At 53.2% G+C, this 14,583-nt stretch carries 13 protein-coding genes; 8 read left to right on the top strand and 5 right to left on the bottom strand.

Annotated elements, in window-relative coordinates; genetic code table 11:
• Positions 1-57 precede the first annotated feature (57 nt).
• The gene (gene typA, locus A9165_RS09330) at positions 58-1,893 is read right to left on the bottom strand and encodes a translational GTPase TypA (protein WP_065955674.1); all 1,836 of its coding nucleotides are present in this window, start codon (positions 1,891-1,893) and stop codon (positions 58-60) included.
• A gap of 362 nt (positions 1,894-2,255) precedes the next feature.
• On the opposite strand from typA, the gene glnA reads away from it, so the two are divergent.
• The 4 genes from glnA to glnG all read left to right on the top strand — a co-directional run bounded on the left by glnA (position 2,256) and on the right by glnG (position 6,877).
• On the top strand, positions 2,256-3,665 hold the full coding sequence (gene glnA / locus A9165_RS09325; protein ID WP_008606990.1) for a glutamate--ammonia ligase: 1,410 nt from the start codon (positions 2,256-2,258) through the stop codon (positions 3,663-3,665).
• A 134-nt stretch (positions 3,666-3,799) separates the two neighbouring features.
• The gene (locus A9165_RS09320; RefSeq protein ID WP_083216257.1) at positions 3,800-4,330 is read left to right on the top strand and encodes a DUF4124 domain-containing protein; all 531 of its coding nucleotides are present in this window, start codon (positions 3,800-3,802) and stop codon (positions 4,328-4,330) included.
• Between the two features lie 76 nt (positions 4,331-4,406).
• Positions 4,407-5,468 carry a nitrogen regulation protein NR(II) gene (gene glnL, locus A9165_RS09315; protein ID WP_008950079.1) on the top strand — a complete coding sequence of 354 codons (1,062 nt, stop codon included), beginning with the start codon at positions 4,407-4,409 and terminating at the stop codon, positions 5,466-5,468.
• Positions 5,465-6,877, top strand: a complete 1,413-nt coding sequence (glnG, locus tag A9165_RS09310) for a nitrogen regulation protein NR(I) (RefSeq protein WP_008606986.1) — start codon at positions 5,465-5,467, stop codon at positions 6,875-6,877. The genes glnL and glnG overlap by 4 nt, the downstream gene beginning before the upstream one ends.
• Before the next feature lie 20 nt (positions 6,878-6,897).
• Here glnG and A9165_RS09305 read toward each other — a convergent pair whose 3' ends face one another.
• The gene (locus A9165_RS09305) at positions 6,898-7,386 is read right to left on the bottom strand and encodes a Spy/CpxP family protein refolding chaperone (RefSeq protein WP_238534552.1); all 489 of its coding nucleotides are present in this window, start codon (positions 7,384-7,386) and stop codon (positions 6,898-6,900) included.
• A gap of 141 nt (positions 7,387-7,527) precedes the next feature.
• Between A9165_RS09305 and A9165_RS09300 the strand changes: the two genes are divergently transcribed.
• Genes A9165_RS09300 through A9165_RS09290 form a run of 3 tightly spaced genes read left to right on the top strand, consistent with a single transcriptional unit; the run spans position 7,528 to position 10,646 of the window.
• Positions 7,528-8,226, top strand: coding sequence for a response regulator (locus A9165_RS09300; RefSeq protein WP_008950082.1), 699 nt, complete (start codon positions 7,528-7,530; stop codon positions 8,224-8,226).
• Positions 8,223-9,584 (top strand): ATP-binding protein, encoded by a 1,362-nt coding sequence (locus A9165_RS09295; RefSeq protein ID WP_065955673.1) that lies wholly within the window; start codon positions 8,223-8,225, stop codon positions 9,582-9,584. Before A9165_RS09300 ends, A9165_RS09295 begins: the two co-directional genes overlap by 4 nt.
• A gap of 24 nt (positions 9,585-9,608) precedes the next feature.
• Positions 9,609-10,646: an alpha/beta fold hydrolase gene (locus A9165_RS09290; RefSeq protein WP_008950083.1), complete on the top strand. Its 1,038-nt coding sequence runs from the start codon at positions 9,609-9,611 to the stop codon at positions 10,644-10,646.
• Here the strand turns inward: A9165_RS09290 and A9165_RS09285 are convergent.
• Complete coding sequence (locus A9165_RS09285) at positions 10,643-11,107, bottom strand: tRNA (cytidine(34)-2'-O)-methyltransferase (protein ID WP_008606980.1); 465 nt, start codon at positions 11,105-11,107, stop codon at positions 10,643-10,645. The two genes, A9165_RS09290 and A9165_RS09285, sit on opposite strands and share 4 nt — an antisense overlap.
• 101 nt (positions 11,108-11,208) lie before the next feature.
• Between A9165_RS09285 and A9165_RS09280 the strand changes: the two genes are divergently transcribed.
• Positions 11,209-13,086 carry a bifunctional diguanylate cyclase/phosphodiesterase gene (locus tag A9165_RS09280; protein ID WP_065955672.1) on the top strand — a complete coding sequence of 626 codons (1,878 nt, stop codon included), beginning with the start codon at positions 11,209-11,211 and terminating at the stop codon, positions 13,084-13,086.
• On the opposite strand, the gene gpsA is transcribed toward A9165_RS09280, so the two are convergent.
• Together gpsA and secB are read right to left on the bottom strand one after the other, a co-directional pair.
• Entirely contained in the window at positions 13,079-14,089 is a 1,011-nt protein-coding gene (gene gpsA, locus A9165_RS09275) for an NAD(P)H-dependent glycerol-3-phosphate dehydrogenase (protein ID WP_008606978.1), read from the bottom strand. The genes A9165_RS09280 and gpsA overlap by 8 nt on opposite strands.
• A complete protein-coding gene (secB, locus tag A9165_RS09270; RefSeq protein ID WP_008606977.1) occupies positions 14,089-14,577 on the bottom strand; it encodes a protein-export chaperone SecB in 489 nt (162 codons plus the stop codon). Before secB ends, gpsA begins: the two co-directional genes overlap by 1 nt.
• Positions 14,578-14,583 lie beyond the last annotated feature (6 nt).

Raw genomic sequence — 14,583 nt, 5'->3', positions numbered from 1 at the left:
TGACTTGTGATCAAGAGACAGGCTTAAGCGGGGCTTTTTTATGTCACAGCAAAGCGCTTACTCTGACTGACGGCTGGCGCGTTTACGCTCGTTCTCGGTCAGGTGCTTTTTGCGAATGCGGATCGATTTTGGCGTCACTTCAACCAGTTCGTCGTCATCGATAAATTCCAGTGCGCTTTCCAGCGTCAGCTTGATCGGTGGCGTCAGGGTTAAGGCTTCGTCGGTGCCGGCAGCCCGGATGTTAGTCAGCTGCTTACCTTTTAAACAGTTAACGGTCAGGTCGTTGCTGCGGCTATGAATACCGATAATCTGACCTTCGTACACTTCGTCAGCATGGCTGGTAAACAAGCGACCACGCTCCTGCAGCGTAAACAGTGCATAAGCCAGCGCTTTACCGGTAGCGTTAGAGATCAGTACGCCATTGTTACGCTGACCGATGTTACCGCCTTTAAAGTCACCGTAGTGATCAAAGGTGTGGTACATCAAACCGGTGCCAGAAGTCAGCGTCATAAACTCGGTACGGAAACCGATTAAACCGCGGCTTGGCATCACGAAGTCCATCCGGATCCGGCCTTTGCCATCCGGTTGCATATCGGTCATTTCGGCCTTACGCTCACCCATCTTTTCCATGATTGAGCCCTGATGCTGCTCTTCCACGTCGATGGTGACCACTTCGAAAGGTTCCTGCTTCACGCCATCGACCATTTTCATGATCACTTCCGGCCGTGATACCGCTAATTCAAAGCCTTCGCGACGCATATTTTCAATTAATACGCCCAGGTGCAGTTCACCGCGGCCTGAAACACGGAATTTATCGCCGTCTTCGGTCTCTTCTACCCGCAGTGCCACGTTATGCTTCAGCTCGTTGTTCAGGCGCTCCAGAATTTGGCGCGAGGTGACAAACTTACCTTCTTTACCAGCAAACGGCGAGGTATTGACCTGGAAGGTCATGGTAACAGTCGGTTCATCGACCTGTAACGCTGGTAAAGCTTCAACCTTACTTGGGGCGCAGATGGTATCAGAGATTTTCAGCTCGCCTAAACCGGTAAAGGCCACGATATCACCGGCGGTGGCTTCCAGCGTTTCATGCCGCTCTAAGCCTAAATACCCGAATACCTGACCAACCTTGCCGTTACGCTTGCTGCCATCAGCACCAATAATAGTCACTTGTTGGTTTGGCTTTAAGGTACCACGCTTAATCCGGCCGATACCGATAATGCCTAAGTAGCTGGAGTAATCCAGTTGCGATACCTGCACCTGAGTTTCGCCTTCCAGCTCAACTTTCGGTGGCTCAACGTATTTCACGATGGCTTCGAACAGATCAGTAATATCGTCTTTCTTCACATCGGCTTCTAACGATGCCCAGCCGTTTAAGCCTGAGGCATACACGATTGGGAAATCCAGTTGCTCATCTGAGGCGCCCAGGTTGTCGAACAGATCGAATACCTGATCGATAACCCAGTTTACCCGTGCACCCGGCTTATCAACTTTGTTGATAACGACGATTGGCTTTAAACCGTGGGCAAAGGCTTTTTGCGTCACAAAGCGGGTTTGTGGCATCGGGCCTTCAACGGCATCAACCAGCAGTAATACCGAGTCTGCCATAGAGAGTACCCGCTCTACCTCGCCACCGAAGTCGGCGTGGCCAGGGGTATCCAGGATATTGATCTGATAGCCATTCCAGCGTACAGACGTATTTTTTGCCAGGATGGTAATACCCCGCTCAGATTCCTGAGCATTGGAGTCCATGATCCGCTCCTGCAGCTTGGCGCGCGAATCCAGGGTACCGGATTGCTGCAACAGCTTATCAACCATAGTAGTTTTACCGTGGTCAACGTGGGCGATAATGGCAATATTACGAAGCTTGTCGATGGATGACGCTGTGACGCTCATGAATAACTATCCTCTGTGTGGCACTAGATGACCAGAATGACCACCAGGCGAACGCAAATAAAAACTAAAGGGCGCATATTCTACTCTGTTTTCGCGCCGAAACAAAAAACTCCTGCAAGCATTTCGGTATTTTTTTTCGGCAGCCCCTTTTCGCCGCCGATAATTGACTACACTGAAACGGGTTAGCTTTAGCACCATTATGAAGCGCTTGCGCACCAAGTTGGTGCAACACTAAGGCTTGGCGCAGCAGCCTTGCAAATTAAACCGATTAAATACAACATCTTAAGATATTGGCATATATCTGGCATTTAACAGGGCAACCAACCGGATATTTGCTCAAAATGGGTCACTTGGAGGAATACATGTCTGTAGAAAACGTACTGAAATTAATCAAAGAGAACGAGGTTAAATTTGTTGACCTGCGTTTTACCGATACTAAAGGTAAAGAGCAGCATGTAACGGTACCGGTCAGCCAGATCTCAGAGAGCACCTTTGAAGACGGCAAGATGTTTGATGGTTCTTCTATCATGGGCTGGAAAGGTATCAATGACTCAGACATGATCCTGTTACCGGACCCAACCACTGCCGTGCTGGACCCGTTTTTTGAAGAAACCACGCTGAATATCACCTGCGACGTCATTGAACCAAGCACCATGCAAGGTTATGACCGCGATCCACGTTCTATCGCCAAACGTGCCGAAGACTATCTGAAGTCAACCGGTATTGCCGATACCGTGCTGTTTGGCCCGGAACCAGAATTCTTTATGTTCGACGATATTCGTTTCGAAACCAATATGTCGGGCTCATTCTTTAAGATTAACTCTACTGAAGCCGCCTGGAACTCAGGTACCGCTTACGAAGAGGGTAACAAGGGCCACCGTCCGGGCGTTAAAGGCGGTTACTTCCCGTTACCACCGGTAGACTCAGGCCATGACATCCGTAGCGCCATGTGTATGGTACTGGAAGAAATGGGTCAGGTAGTCGAAGCCCACCACCATGAAGTCGCCACTGCCGGTCAGAACGAAATCGCGACCCGTTTCAATACCTTAACCAAAAAAGCCGATGAAATTCAGCAGTTAAAGTATGTGATCCATAACGTGGCACACCTGTATGGCAAAACTGTTACCTTTATGCCAAAACCACTGGTTGGCGATAACGGTTCAGGTATGCACTGTCACCAGTCACTGGCTAAAGACGGCGTCAACCTGTTTGCTGGTGATAAATATGCCGGTTTATCTGAGCTGGCGCTGTACTACATCGGCGGTATTATCAAACACGCTAAAGCGCTGAACGCCTTTACTAACCCGTCAACCAACTCGTACAAGCGTCTGGTTCCGCACTTTGAAGCCCCGGTGATGCTGGCTTACTCTGCCCGTAACCGTTCTGCGTCAATCCGGATCCCGCTGGTACCAAGCGCCAAAGCCCGTCGTATTGAGTGTCGTTTCCCGGATCCGGCCGCTAACCCATATCTGGCCTTTGCTGCCCAGTTAATGGCCGGTATTGACGGTATTCAGAATAAGATCCACCCAGGCGATGCGATGGATAAAGATCTGTACGATCTGCCAGCAGAAGAAGCAGCTAACATTCCACAGGTTGCTACCTCGCTGGATGAGGCCCTGAACGAGCTGGATAAGAACCGCGCCATCTTCACCAAGGGCGGCGTAATGTCAGACGATATGATTGATGCTTACATCGCTATCAAGCGCGCCGAAGCCCGCAAAGTATCGATGGCAGTACATCCACTGGAATTCGAACTGTACTACAGCGTTTAAGTAAATGGCGGCAAGCCAGCGTTACTAATTCCTTAGTATTAAAACAAAAAGCTCACTCCGGTGAGCTTTTTTTTGTAGAAAAGTTAACGCTTTCCAGCTAAAGTTAATCTGATCGTCAGGATGACATTTTAGGCATGGTAACCATGAAACTGCGGACACTGCTACTGCTGATAACTTTACTTGCGCTGCACGGCTTCGTAGCGGCTCAGGAAAAACGTATCTATGTGACCCGCGATGCCAATGGCGTAGTGATCTTCTCCGATAGTCCAACCCCCGGTGCCGAAGAAATTACCCTGACTGTGCGCCCCAATCTGATGGATCCGGTGGATACCCGGATGCCAGATAAAAAGCCCGCCGAACCCGAACCTTTTAAAGTCAGTATTATCCAGCCGGAAGAGCAAGGTACGGTGCGCGACAACACTGGCTCAGTTTATATTGAAGGCCGGATCACACCGCGTTTTCAACGCGGCTTCAGAGTGCGGCTGGTATTCGACGGTCTGGCTTATGGCGAGCCACAAAACAGCGCCGTCTTTGTACTACGCGATGTTGACCGCGGCGCCCATACTATTCAATTAGAACTCCTCGACCAAAACGGCAAGCTAATTGCAGTAAGTCCTGTCACAACCTTTTATTTGCATCGGGCCAGCGTAATTTCACCAAATTAGTGCAAAGCCAGTGTAATCCGACTTCAGTCGGGCTAAACTGCCGCTCATAAGCACCAATTTGGTGCAAAGGAGGGGTATGACAGCACACGCAAGCAGCCAGGGCTTGACCGAGCAGCTCACCACTGCAGTACTGGTGTTGGATAGCCAGTTACAGATTTGTTATTTCAATACCGCCAGCTGTGCGGTATTAGGGCTGGGCGAAAAACGTCTGGCGCAACATTATTTTCCGGCCTTATTCCAGCATCTGGATTTAAAAGCCAGCCACTTACACAATGCTTTATTGCACCGCCAATCCTTTAGTGTTGGCGATGTACAGGCGGTGACTATCGACGGCCGCCTGTTACTGCTGGATATTGCGGTAACCCTGCTGGAGCAGGAACAGCCGCAGTTGTTGCTGGAACTGCGACAAGTCGAGCAGCAGCGCAAGATTAGTATGGAAAATCTGCAACAACATCAGCATCTGGCTGCCCGCGAGCTGGTACGCAATCTGGCACATGAAATTAAAAACCCGCTCGGCGGTCTGCGTGGCGCGGCACAATTGCTGGAAGAGTCGCTGAATGACGAACAAAAAGAGTACACCCAGCTAATCATTGCCCAGGCCGACCGCTTGCGCAATCTGGTGGACCGCTTACTGGGCCCGTACCGGCCACCGCAGCGTATCCTGAGCAATTTACATCAGATGGCCGAGCAGGTACTGCAACTGGCGCAAATTGATAATCCAGCGCCGATCCGCTTTCACCGCGACTATGATCCCAGTATTCCGGATTTTTACTTTGACCCTGAGCTGTTACAGCAGGCGCTGCTGAATATCGTGCGTAATGCCCAGCAAGCATTGCAGGACGGCGGCGATATTACGTTGCAAAGCCGTATTCTGTCGCAGCACACCCTGCACGGCAAAAGATACAAACTGGTCGCCTGTATCAAAGTCATTGATAACGGGCCGGGGATCCCGGCGGAGATCCGCGATACCCTATTCTATCCGATGGTCAGCGGCAAAGCCGGCGGCACCGGCCTTGGTCTGTCCATCGCGCAAACCCTGATCCATCAACAACGTGGCTGGATCGACTGCGAAAGCTGGCCCGGTCACACCGCCTTTATGCTTTATCTGCCAATTTCAGACTATGAGGAAGCACCATGAAACAGGATGTCTGGATCATTGACGATGATAATTCTATTCGCTGGGTACTGGAAAAGGCGCTGAGCCGCAGTGCCATTGACTGCGAAAGTTTTGCCTCAGCCGATCTGATGTTACAGCGGCTGGAATATGAACAGCCGGCGGTCGTGGTATCCGATATCCGGATGCCGGGTACCGATGGGATGGAACTGTTAAGCCGTTTACAGCAACTGAGCCCGGAACTGCCGGTGATCATTATGACGGCGCATTCGGATCTGGACAGTGCGGTCAACGCCTTTAAACGGGGCGCCTTCGAGTATCTGCCGAAACCCTTTGACGTGAACGATGCCGTCAGCCTGATCAGCCGCGCGCTGGAGCACAGCAAAAACCGGCGCGCCAAACAGCAGCCGGCAGCACCGCTGCTCAGTACCGAAATTATTGGCGAAGCGCCGGCGATGCAGGAAGTGTTTCGAGCCATCGGCCGCCTGGCCCGTTCCAGTATCAGTGTGCTGATTAATGGCCAGTCCGGCACCGGTAAAGAACTGGTGGCGCGGGCGCTGCATAAACACAGTCCACGGCATGAACAGCCTTTTATCGCGCTGAATATGGCCGCAATCCCGAAGGATCTGATCGAGTCTGAGCTCTTTGGTCATGAAAAGGGCGCCTTTACCGGTGCCCAGAATGCCCGTAAAGGCCGCTTTGAGCAGGCCGATGGCGGAACCCTGTTTCTGGATGAAATCGGCGATATGCCGCTGGACGTACAAACCCGGCTGCTGCGGGTGCTGGCCGATGGCCAGTTTTACCGGGTCGGAGGCCATCAACCGGTAAACGTCGATGTGCGGATCATTGCCGCGACCCACCAGGATTTAGAGCAACTGGCGGCGCAGGGCAAGTTCCGGGAAGACTTATTCCACCGCTTAAATGTGATCCGTATTCATCTGCCGTCCCTGAAAGATCGCCGCGAAGATATCGGTAAACTAGCACGACATTTTTTACAACAAGCGGCGACCGAGCTGAATGTGGAAGCCAAAACGCTAAGTAAGGAAGCTGAGCAGGTGCTGACCCGGCTTGACTGGCCGGGCAATGTGCGGCAACTGGAAAATACCTGTCGCTGGTTAACCGTGATGGCCAGTGGCAAGCATATCGTGGTGGCGGACTTACCGCCGGAATTACTGCAGCAACCGAAAACTCAGCCAAAGCTGAGTAGCGCGGAGGGCCATACCGATTGGCAAAGTTTATTAGCAGCCTGGGTTAGCGAGCGCCTGGCAGCGGGTCAGGATAATATTCTGGACGAAGCCGCACCGGCCTTTGAGAAAATTGTACTGGAACAGGCGCTGCGTTATACACACGGCCATAAACAGGAAGCGGCCCGTAAACTGGGTTGGGGCCGCAATACGTTAACCCGCAAGCTGAAAGAGCTGGGGGTAGAATAGCTGCCTGAGCGGGTTGACGTTTAGCCCGCGTTCGCCGGCTGCCGGGCTTTGCGTTCTTTACGCTCGCCCGAATGCTGACGCCATGGTTTGCCCTCGCCGCTTTGGCGTTGGCTACGCAGCTCTGCCAATTGCTGCCGTTGTTCCGGCGTTAAAATCTGATGGATTTGATGCTGTAACTTTAACCGCGCTAACTGGTGCTGCTCTCGCTGCTCTGCACGCTGTGCCAGCAGTTGTTGCGCCGCCAGCTCGTCAAACTGTGGCGCGTCCAGCAGCTGTTGCATGGCTTCTGGATTACGCTGTTGTTGCCGGGCTTCGCGATGTTGCTGCATCAGACTCTGGATTTGTGCCCGCTGTTCAGCACTCAGATCCAATTGCTTTAATGGCAGCATAGTTCGCTCATGCCGCTGTCCCTCACCCTGCCAGCCTTTGCCAGGATGCGCCAGCGCCAGTGGGCTGCTTAACAGTAATACAGTACTTAAGGTCAAAATTAAGGTATTCGTTTTCATCATCTGCACTCCGCTTGGTTAACGCTTTCAGTTTAGCGCCGCTATTGCAAAGCAACGCAAAGCCAGCGTAAAGGTTCTGTAAAGGCCCTGACATTGCCCAGTCAAGCACGTAAACTGCAATTGTGATCACCTTTGAGGTATAAGATGCCGAAAATTCTGATGATTGACGACGATGTTGAGCTGACCCGCTTAGTGGCAGAGTATCTGGCATTAGATGGCTTCGAGTTTCTGGCAGTGCATGACGGCGAGCAGGGCCTGCAACAGGCCGCCAGCGCCGGCTGCGATCTGATCCTGCTGGATGTGATGTTACCCAAACTGGATGGCCTGTCCGTTCTGAAAGCGCTACGTCAGGGCCCCTACTGCCCGGTACTGATGCTAACGGCGCGCGGTGACGATATTGATCGTATCCTCGGTTTGGAGCTGGGAGCCGATGACTACCTGGCTAAGCCCTTTAATCCGCGCGAACTGGTAGCCCGGATCAAGGCCATTCTGCGTCGGATCGAGTTATTGCAACAAGACGCACCGCAGCAAGCCAGCGTGTTGGAGCTGAATGCCGTTAAACTCAATAGTCAGAATCGCCAGGTCAGTTGTAATCAGCAGCCGGTCACGCTCACCGCCACCGAATTTCAGATTTTGGAGCAGCTGATGCGCCGCGCCGGCGAAATTGTCAGTAAGGATGAGTTAAGCCGGCTGGTGCTGGGGCGGCGGCTGCAGCAGTACGATCGCAGTCTGGATATGCATATCAGTAATATCCGCAAAAAGCTGGCGCAACATAGCGACAGCGAAAAAATCCAGACCCTGCGTGGCAGTGGCTATTTATTTCTGACGCAGGGTAACGCATGAACTGGCAACGCTTAAACCCGTTAAACTCGCTGGCCGGTCGGATCTTCCTCTGGTTCTGGCTGGTATTGCTGCTGACCGTGGCTTTAACTTTAGTGCTGTCGCGCCAGCTAATGGAAGATACCGAGATCCGGCGGCTACCACCCGGCGTGATCCAGCAACTGCAGCAACAGCTACAGCCCTTGCGGCAAAGTCAATCCGCTGCTGAGCTGCTGCAGCACCTGGCTGCGCTGGGCGAAGCGCGCTGGGTGGTGGTGCAAACGGCGGATAATCAGCTGCTGACGCCGGCACTGCTGCCGCGTAACTTTAACCAAAGCTGGCTGGCTGAGCTAAATCAACTGAACCGGCCACGCTTGCTACGCCACAATAATACTCATCTGGCTGGCCCCTTTATGTTGCAGCTAGGTGAACAACAACTGGCACTTTATCAGCTACGGCAACGGCCGGCGCAGCCATGGTGGCGCCTGAGCAGCCTGTCACAGCCGCTCCTGGTCCTGCTGCTGGTGCTGATCTCCGCGACCGCCAGCTTTGCACTGGCCATTTCAATCTCGCGGCCACTGCGCGAGCTGGTGCAACAAAACCTGCAATTTGCCAGCGGCAAACTCGATAGCCGGGTGCAGCGACTGGCCAGACGCCCGGATGAATTGGGGCAACTGGGCCGTAGCTTTAATACCATGGCTGAACAAATCAGTGCCCTGCTACATAATCAGCAGCGGCTGATGCGGGATATCTCGCATGAGTTGCGTTCGCCGCTGGCCAGAGCCCAACTGGCAATAGCGCTGAGTGAGCGCCAGCAGGATCTGCAGCAGTTGCCGCGCTTAAAAAGCGAGTTGGAACGGCTGGAAGCCATGCTGGATGAATTACTGACCTTCAGTAAGCTGGACGCCGGCCAGTATCAACTGGAGCGCCACCCGCTGGATTTGGTCGCTCTGGCCGAGGAAGTACTGAGTATTAATCAGCTGGAAGCCGATGCCAAACAACAACAGCTGGTGCTGCAGGCTCCCGAACAGCTATGGCTGGAAGGCGACAGCCGTTTGCTGGGCCGGGCACTGGAGAATATTGTCCGTAATGCGATGAAATACAGTCCGTCCGGCAGCCAGATTAATTGCACCATAAAGGTGCATGACACTCAGGCACAGCTGAGTATCAGCGATCAGGGCCCGGGCTTGGCCAGTGACCAACTGGAGCAAATTTTTCAGCCGTTTTACCGCGTTAGCCACAGCCGCGATAGCCAAACCGGCGGTACTGGTCTGGGGCTGGCTATTGTGGCCCAGATCATCCGCCAGCATCAGGGGCAGGTCAGCGCCAGCAATGTCAGTAGTGGCGGTTTGCAGATTAATGTTACACTGCCCCTTACCTGAACCAAGCCGTTACCCTGTCTGCCGATGACTCAAGCTTTTCCCGATATTCAGCAACTGGCCACTGAAACCGACCTCAGTGAGCACTGGCAAAGCCGCTTGCTGCCATTCTGGCAGCAGCTGCAGCATGGCGTTTTAAGCGGTAGCGGCGATGTGCCACTGGCCTATAGCTATCATCGTAACCCCGCCGCCAGCACGGCCTGGGTGATCAGCAGTGGCCGCATTGAAACGGCGATTAAATACAGTGAATTGATGCTGGAACTGGTTAACGCCGGTTACAGTGTTTATATCATCGATCACCGCGGTCAGGGCCGCTCTGGCCGCTTACTGGCCGATCCGCAACCCGGTTATGTCGAGAGCTTTGCGCATTATCAGCAGGATCTGGCACAGTTTTTACAACAAATCGTTGAACCTGGCGGCCATCAGCGGCATCTGCTGCTCGGCCACTCTATGGGCTGTGCCATCGCAGCGGGTTTACTCACTGCTGAGCCCTGGCAGCGCTGGTGGCGTTTTTTTGATGCGGCGGTCTTCTGCTCTCCGATGTTGGGGATCCATAGCGGACCTGTGCCAACCCGGGTCGCTGAAGGCCTGGCGCTGGCTTATTGCCGCAAGCTCAGAGCTGAGCCAGCAGCTCAGGCTGGCTATTTCCCAGGCCAGCAAGCCTATCAGGCCAAGCCTTTTGCCGGTAATGATTTAACCTCCAGCCCGGCGCGCTATCAGGCGCTGCGCGATTGCTATCAGCGTGAGCCAGAGTTGCAACTGGGCGGTGTCAGTTGCCAGTGGCTGGTGCAGGCGATCCTGGCCATGCGCCAGCTCAGGCGGGATGTAGTACATTGCCAGACCCCGCTGTTATTGCTACAGGGCAGTGCCGATAAGGTGGTGGCCAATGGTGCACAACGGCAGTGGTTCGATGCACTGCCCGCCGCTTTACCCAAGGCGCTGTATAGCCTGAATGGCGGCAGGCATGAGCTGTTAATGGAGCAGGATGCGATCCGCCAACAGGTGCTGGCGGCCATTAATCAGTTTTTACAGCAACTAAGTCATGGCAGCGAAAGGGCCCTTTAAAGTCCGCCCGGATATCCCAGCTGCCGCCACGCCTCATAGCTGACAATAGCCACACTGTTCGACAGATTCAGACTGCGGGCGCCCGCCTGCATCGGGATCCGCAATTTCTGCTCTGCCGGCAGACTATCGCGTACACTGTCCGGTAAGCCACTGGTTTCCGAGCCAAACAGCAAGACATCGTCCGGCTGAAAGCTAACCTGATGATAAAAGCGCGTCCCCTTGGTAGTGATCGCAAAAATCCGCCGCCCCTGCATGGCGCTTAAAAACTGCGGATAATCCGGATAACGGCTGACATTGGCCAAATCATGGTAATCCAGCCCGGCCCGCCGCAACTTTTTTTCTTCAAAATCAAAACCCATTGGCTCGATAATATGCAAGCGGCAGCCATTGTTGGCGGCCAGACGGATAATATTGCCGGTATTGGGGGCGATTTGTGGCTGAAATAGCGCCAGATGTAACATTCATTAAGCTCCGGTTTTTATTTCGTGTTAGCTCTTGTCCTGTAGGTAACAAAGCAACTATATTTAACAGTGGTTATTAATTGAACAAGGAATGTGTGCCCATGCTGTTGCTCACCCCGGGCCTTTGGTTATTGTTGCTGAGCTGGTCTTTCCCCGCTGCCGCCGAACAAAGTGTTATTGAAGGCAGTTTCTTATTAACGCTGGCGGCACTTGGTGTACTCAGCCTGGCGCTGGCCCTAACCTGGCTTAGTTTAACACGCCGCAGCCGCGCACTGGATGCCCAGCGCCAGGATTTTCAGCAATTACTGGCCGAGACCCCGGGTGCCATCGCTATTCTGGATCGCAATCTGGCAGTACGAAATGCCAGCAGTTCGTTAAAAAGCCTGTTAAAAGAGCAGGATAACAGCAGTGTCAGTATCAGTTTGCCGCTATTTGCCGATGCCGATGGCCAACATGCAATGGACCTTACGCTGAAACAGCAACTGCGACAGCAAGGCTTTTGGCACGGCGAAGCCTGGCTTAAAAACGAACGTCATTGTGAGGCCTTCAAGCTAAGTATCCATACCTTGCGCCAGCAGAGCAGTAAAGAACCGCGCTATATGTTGTACGGCCAGAATATCACCCATCTACGTAGCCAGAGTGCGCGGCAACAACAGCAAGTGTTACGTGATGACAGTACCCTACTTCCGAACCAACTGTTGTTTACTGAACAATTACGGCAGGCAATCCTAAGCTGTGACGAACATTACCCCAGTGTCGCCCTGCTATTAGTCCAGCTCAGGACCAGCCCGACCGCCACTATGGATGCCACCCCTGATGAGTCTCAGCTCATCGAAGCGGCAAAACGTTTACAACTGCTGGTATCCGATAAATTAGTGCTGGCACGCTATCAAAGTGACTGCTTTGCGATTCTGGTGCCACCGCATCTGTGCCAAACCAACAGTACCATCCTGCTTAATCAGCTGGCACATAAAATTATTGCTGGCTTCCGACAAGCTGATCCTGATGCTGCTTACGCTAATCTGAGGTTAGCAATAGGTATCAGCTGCAGTCCAAATGATGGTGAAGATGCGACCAACTTAATCAACAGTGCGGAGCGGGCACTACGACTGGCCAGCCAGCAGCAGGACCATGCTCTTTGTTTTGCCGACAGTGGCAGCCAGCAGCAGGCACCGGATTATCTGGCACTGGAAAGCGAGCTGTACCGCAGTGCAGCCCAGGGAGAGTTTGAACTGTTTTATCAGCCCAAGTTTAGTATCAGCAGTAACCGAATCGCTGGTTTCGAGGCCTTATTGCGCTGGCCCAGCCCGCGTCGCGGCATGCTGCCACCACCGACCTTTCTGCCGCTGGTTGAGGAAACCGGCCTGATTATCAATCTGGATCGGCTGGTATTTCGCAAAGCCTGTAAACAAGTTAGTTATTGGCAACAAACCGCGCTGATGCGCGGCCGGCTGGCACTGAATATTTCAGCCCAGCAGTTTGCCCAAACCGATTTCATCCGTTTTATGCAGGATACGCTCAGCGAGTTTGAGCTGAGCGCCAGTTTGTTTGAGCTGGAGCTACCGGAAGCGATTTTTAATCACCCGACTATCTGGCTGCGTGAGCGCTTACACAGCCTGGAGCGCATGGGGTTCCGGGTCCTGCTCGACAATTTCGGTGATGGTATAGCATCGCTGAATCAGCTAAGACAATTTCCGTTACACGGCGTCAAACTGGCACCCTCGCTGGTGCGTTATATTGAGCAGCAGGAACAACAACGTAATATCTGCGCCACCCTGATCCGATTAGCGGGCTATTTGCAGTTGGATGTGATTGCCACCAATATCGAAACTGAAATGCAGGCGTACCTGCTGCATGTGATGGGCTGCGACTGTCAGCAAGGACATCGCTTCAGCCGGGCGGTGCCGGCTGAGGATATCGGACAACTATTACTAAAAGAAAATCAGCTGCTGAATAATCAGCGGCAGCTGGCTAACTGATCTCGTCTTTACGCTCGCGGCCCAGTAGATCCTGGGCTGCCAGCTTGACGTTTTTCCCTTGATATAACACCTGATAGATCTGCTCAGTGATCGGCATTTCAACGCCAACCCGCTGCGCCAGATTAAACACCTCTTTGGCGTTACGGAAACCTTCCACCACCTGACCGATCGCCTGCATCGCCTCTTCGACCCCTTTGCCCTGCCCCAACAGCAAGCCAAAGCGGCGGTTACGTGACTGGTTATCGGTACAGGTTAATACCAGATCACCCAGCCCGGCCATACCCATAAAGGTATCCTTTTGCGCGCCCATGGCACAGCCAAGACGACACATTTCAGCCAGCCCCCGGGTGATCAGAGCTGTGCGGGCATTAGCACCGAAGCCAATACCATCGGCCATGCCGGCACCAATGGCGATCACGTTCTTCACCGCGCCCCCAAGTTGCACACCAATAAAGTCGCTATTGGTATAGACGCGGAAAGTACGGGCACAATGTAGCAGATCAGACAGCTGTTTGATAAAAGCCGGATCGGCAGAAGATAACGAGATAGCAGTGGGTAAACCAGCAGCCATTTCTTTGGCAAAGGTGGGCCCGGACAGTACCGCCAGCGAGACCTGCTCACCGAGGATCTCACGGGCGACATCCTGCAATAAGCGACCAGTTTCCGGCTCCAGACCTTTGGTTGCCCAGGCAACCCGGGCATCCGCAGCCAGTAAAGGCTTAATCTGTCGCAGGGTTTCAGCAAAGGCGTGGCTGGGCACCACTACCAGGATATCGCGGCTTTGTTGCACGGCATGCGCCAAATCCGCTGTCACTTCCAGGGTCGGCGGCAGTGGAATATCCGGCAGGTATTTCTGATTCAGCCGTTGCTGCTGCATCTGCGCCATTTCGGCAGCATTGCGGCCCCACAGCGTAATAGGGTTACCATTGCGGGCCAGACAAATGGCAAGGGCAGTGCCGTAAGACCCTGCCCCTAATACCGTGATCGCAGAAGCGCTGCTCATTAAGCGTTCAGTTGCTGAGTTTCGGCCTGACGCTGTTGCAGATACTGTGCAAATAAGGCGTCAAAGTTAACCGGTGCCAGATTCAGCTGTGGGAAGGTACCACGGTTAACCAGGTTAGACACCGCTTCCCGTGCGTACGGGAACAGAATGTTCGGACAGAATGCCGCCAGCATATGCGCCATTTGCGGCTCTTCTAAAGCACCGATAGAGAAAATACCTGCTTGTTGTACTTCACACAGGAAGGCAGTTTCTTCACCAACAGTAGTGGTCACGGTCAGTGACAGGATAACCTGATAGACATTGTCTTCCAGCTTTTCGCTGCGGGTATCTAAATCCAGTTTAACTTCCGGCTTCCACTCTTTGCGGAAAATCGCAGGGGCATTTGGCGCTTCAAAAGAAATGTCTTTTACGAAGATGCGTTGAATTGCAAACTGTAAACCCTGTGCAGCCTGTTCTGCTGCGATGCCATTGGCTTGTTGTTCTGCCATGATAAA

The organism is Alishewanella sp. HH-ZS, from assembly GCF_001704375.1.
GTDB classification, from domain to species: domain Bacteria; phylum Pseudomonadota; class Gammaproteobacteria; order Enterobacterales; family Alteromonadaceae; genus Alishewanella; species Alishewanella aestuarii.
Note: the sequence above shows the minus strand (reverse complement) of the source record. Positions and strands in the feature narration are given on the sequence as shown.

Bases quoted from the DNA above. Each gene is read 5' to 3' on its own strand.
- typA (WP_065955674.1), bottom strand. From the start codon at position 1,893: ATGAGCGTCACAGCGTCATCCATCGACAAGCTTCGTAATATTGCCATT.
- glnA (WP_008606990.1), top strand. From the start codon at position 2,256: ATGTCTGTAGAAAACGTACTGAAATTAATCAAAGAGAACGAGGTTAAA.
- A9165_RS09320 (WP_083216257.1), top strand. From the start codon at position 3,800: ATGGTAACCATGAAACTGCGGACACTGCTACTGCTGATAACTTTACTT.
- glnL (WP_008950079.1), top strand. From the start codon at position 4,407: ATGACAGCACACGCAAGCAGCCAGGGCTTGACCGAGCAGCTCACCACT.
- glnG (WP_008606986.1), top strand. From the start codon at position 5,465: ATGAAACAGGATGTCTGGATCATTGACGATGATAATTCTATTCGCTGG.
- A9165_RS09305 (WP_238534552.1), bottom strand. From the start codon at position 7,386: ATGATGAAAACGAATACCTTAATTTTGACCTTAAGTACTGTATTACTG.
- A9165_RS09300 (WP_008950082.1), top strand. From the start codon at position 7,528: ATGCCGAAAATTCTGATGATTGACGACGATGTTGAGCTGACCCGCTTA.
- A9165_RS09295 (WP_065955673.1), top strand. From the start codon at position 8,223: ATGAACTGGCAACGCTTAAACCCGTTAAACTCGCTGGCCGGTCGGATC.
- A9165_RS09290 (WP_008950083.1), top strand. From the start codon at position 9,609: ATGACTCAAGCTTTTCCCGATATTCAGCAACTGGCCACTGAAACCGAC.
- A9165_RS09285 (WP_008606980.1), bottom strand. From the start codon at position 11,107: ATGTTACATCTGGCGCTATTTCAGCCACAAATCGCCCCCAATACCGGC.
- A9165_RS09280 (WP_065955672.1), top strand. From the start codon at position 11,209: ATGCTGTTGCTCACCCCGGGCCTTTGGTTATTGTTGCTGAGCTGGTCT.
- gpsA (WP_008606978.1), bottom strand. From the start codon at position 14,089: ATGAGCAGCGCTTCTGCGATCACGGTATTAGGGGCAGGGTCTTACGGC.
- secB (WP_008606977.1), bottom strand. From the start codon at position 14,577: ATGGCAGAACAACAAGCCAATGGCATCGCAGCAGAACAGGCTGCACAG.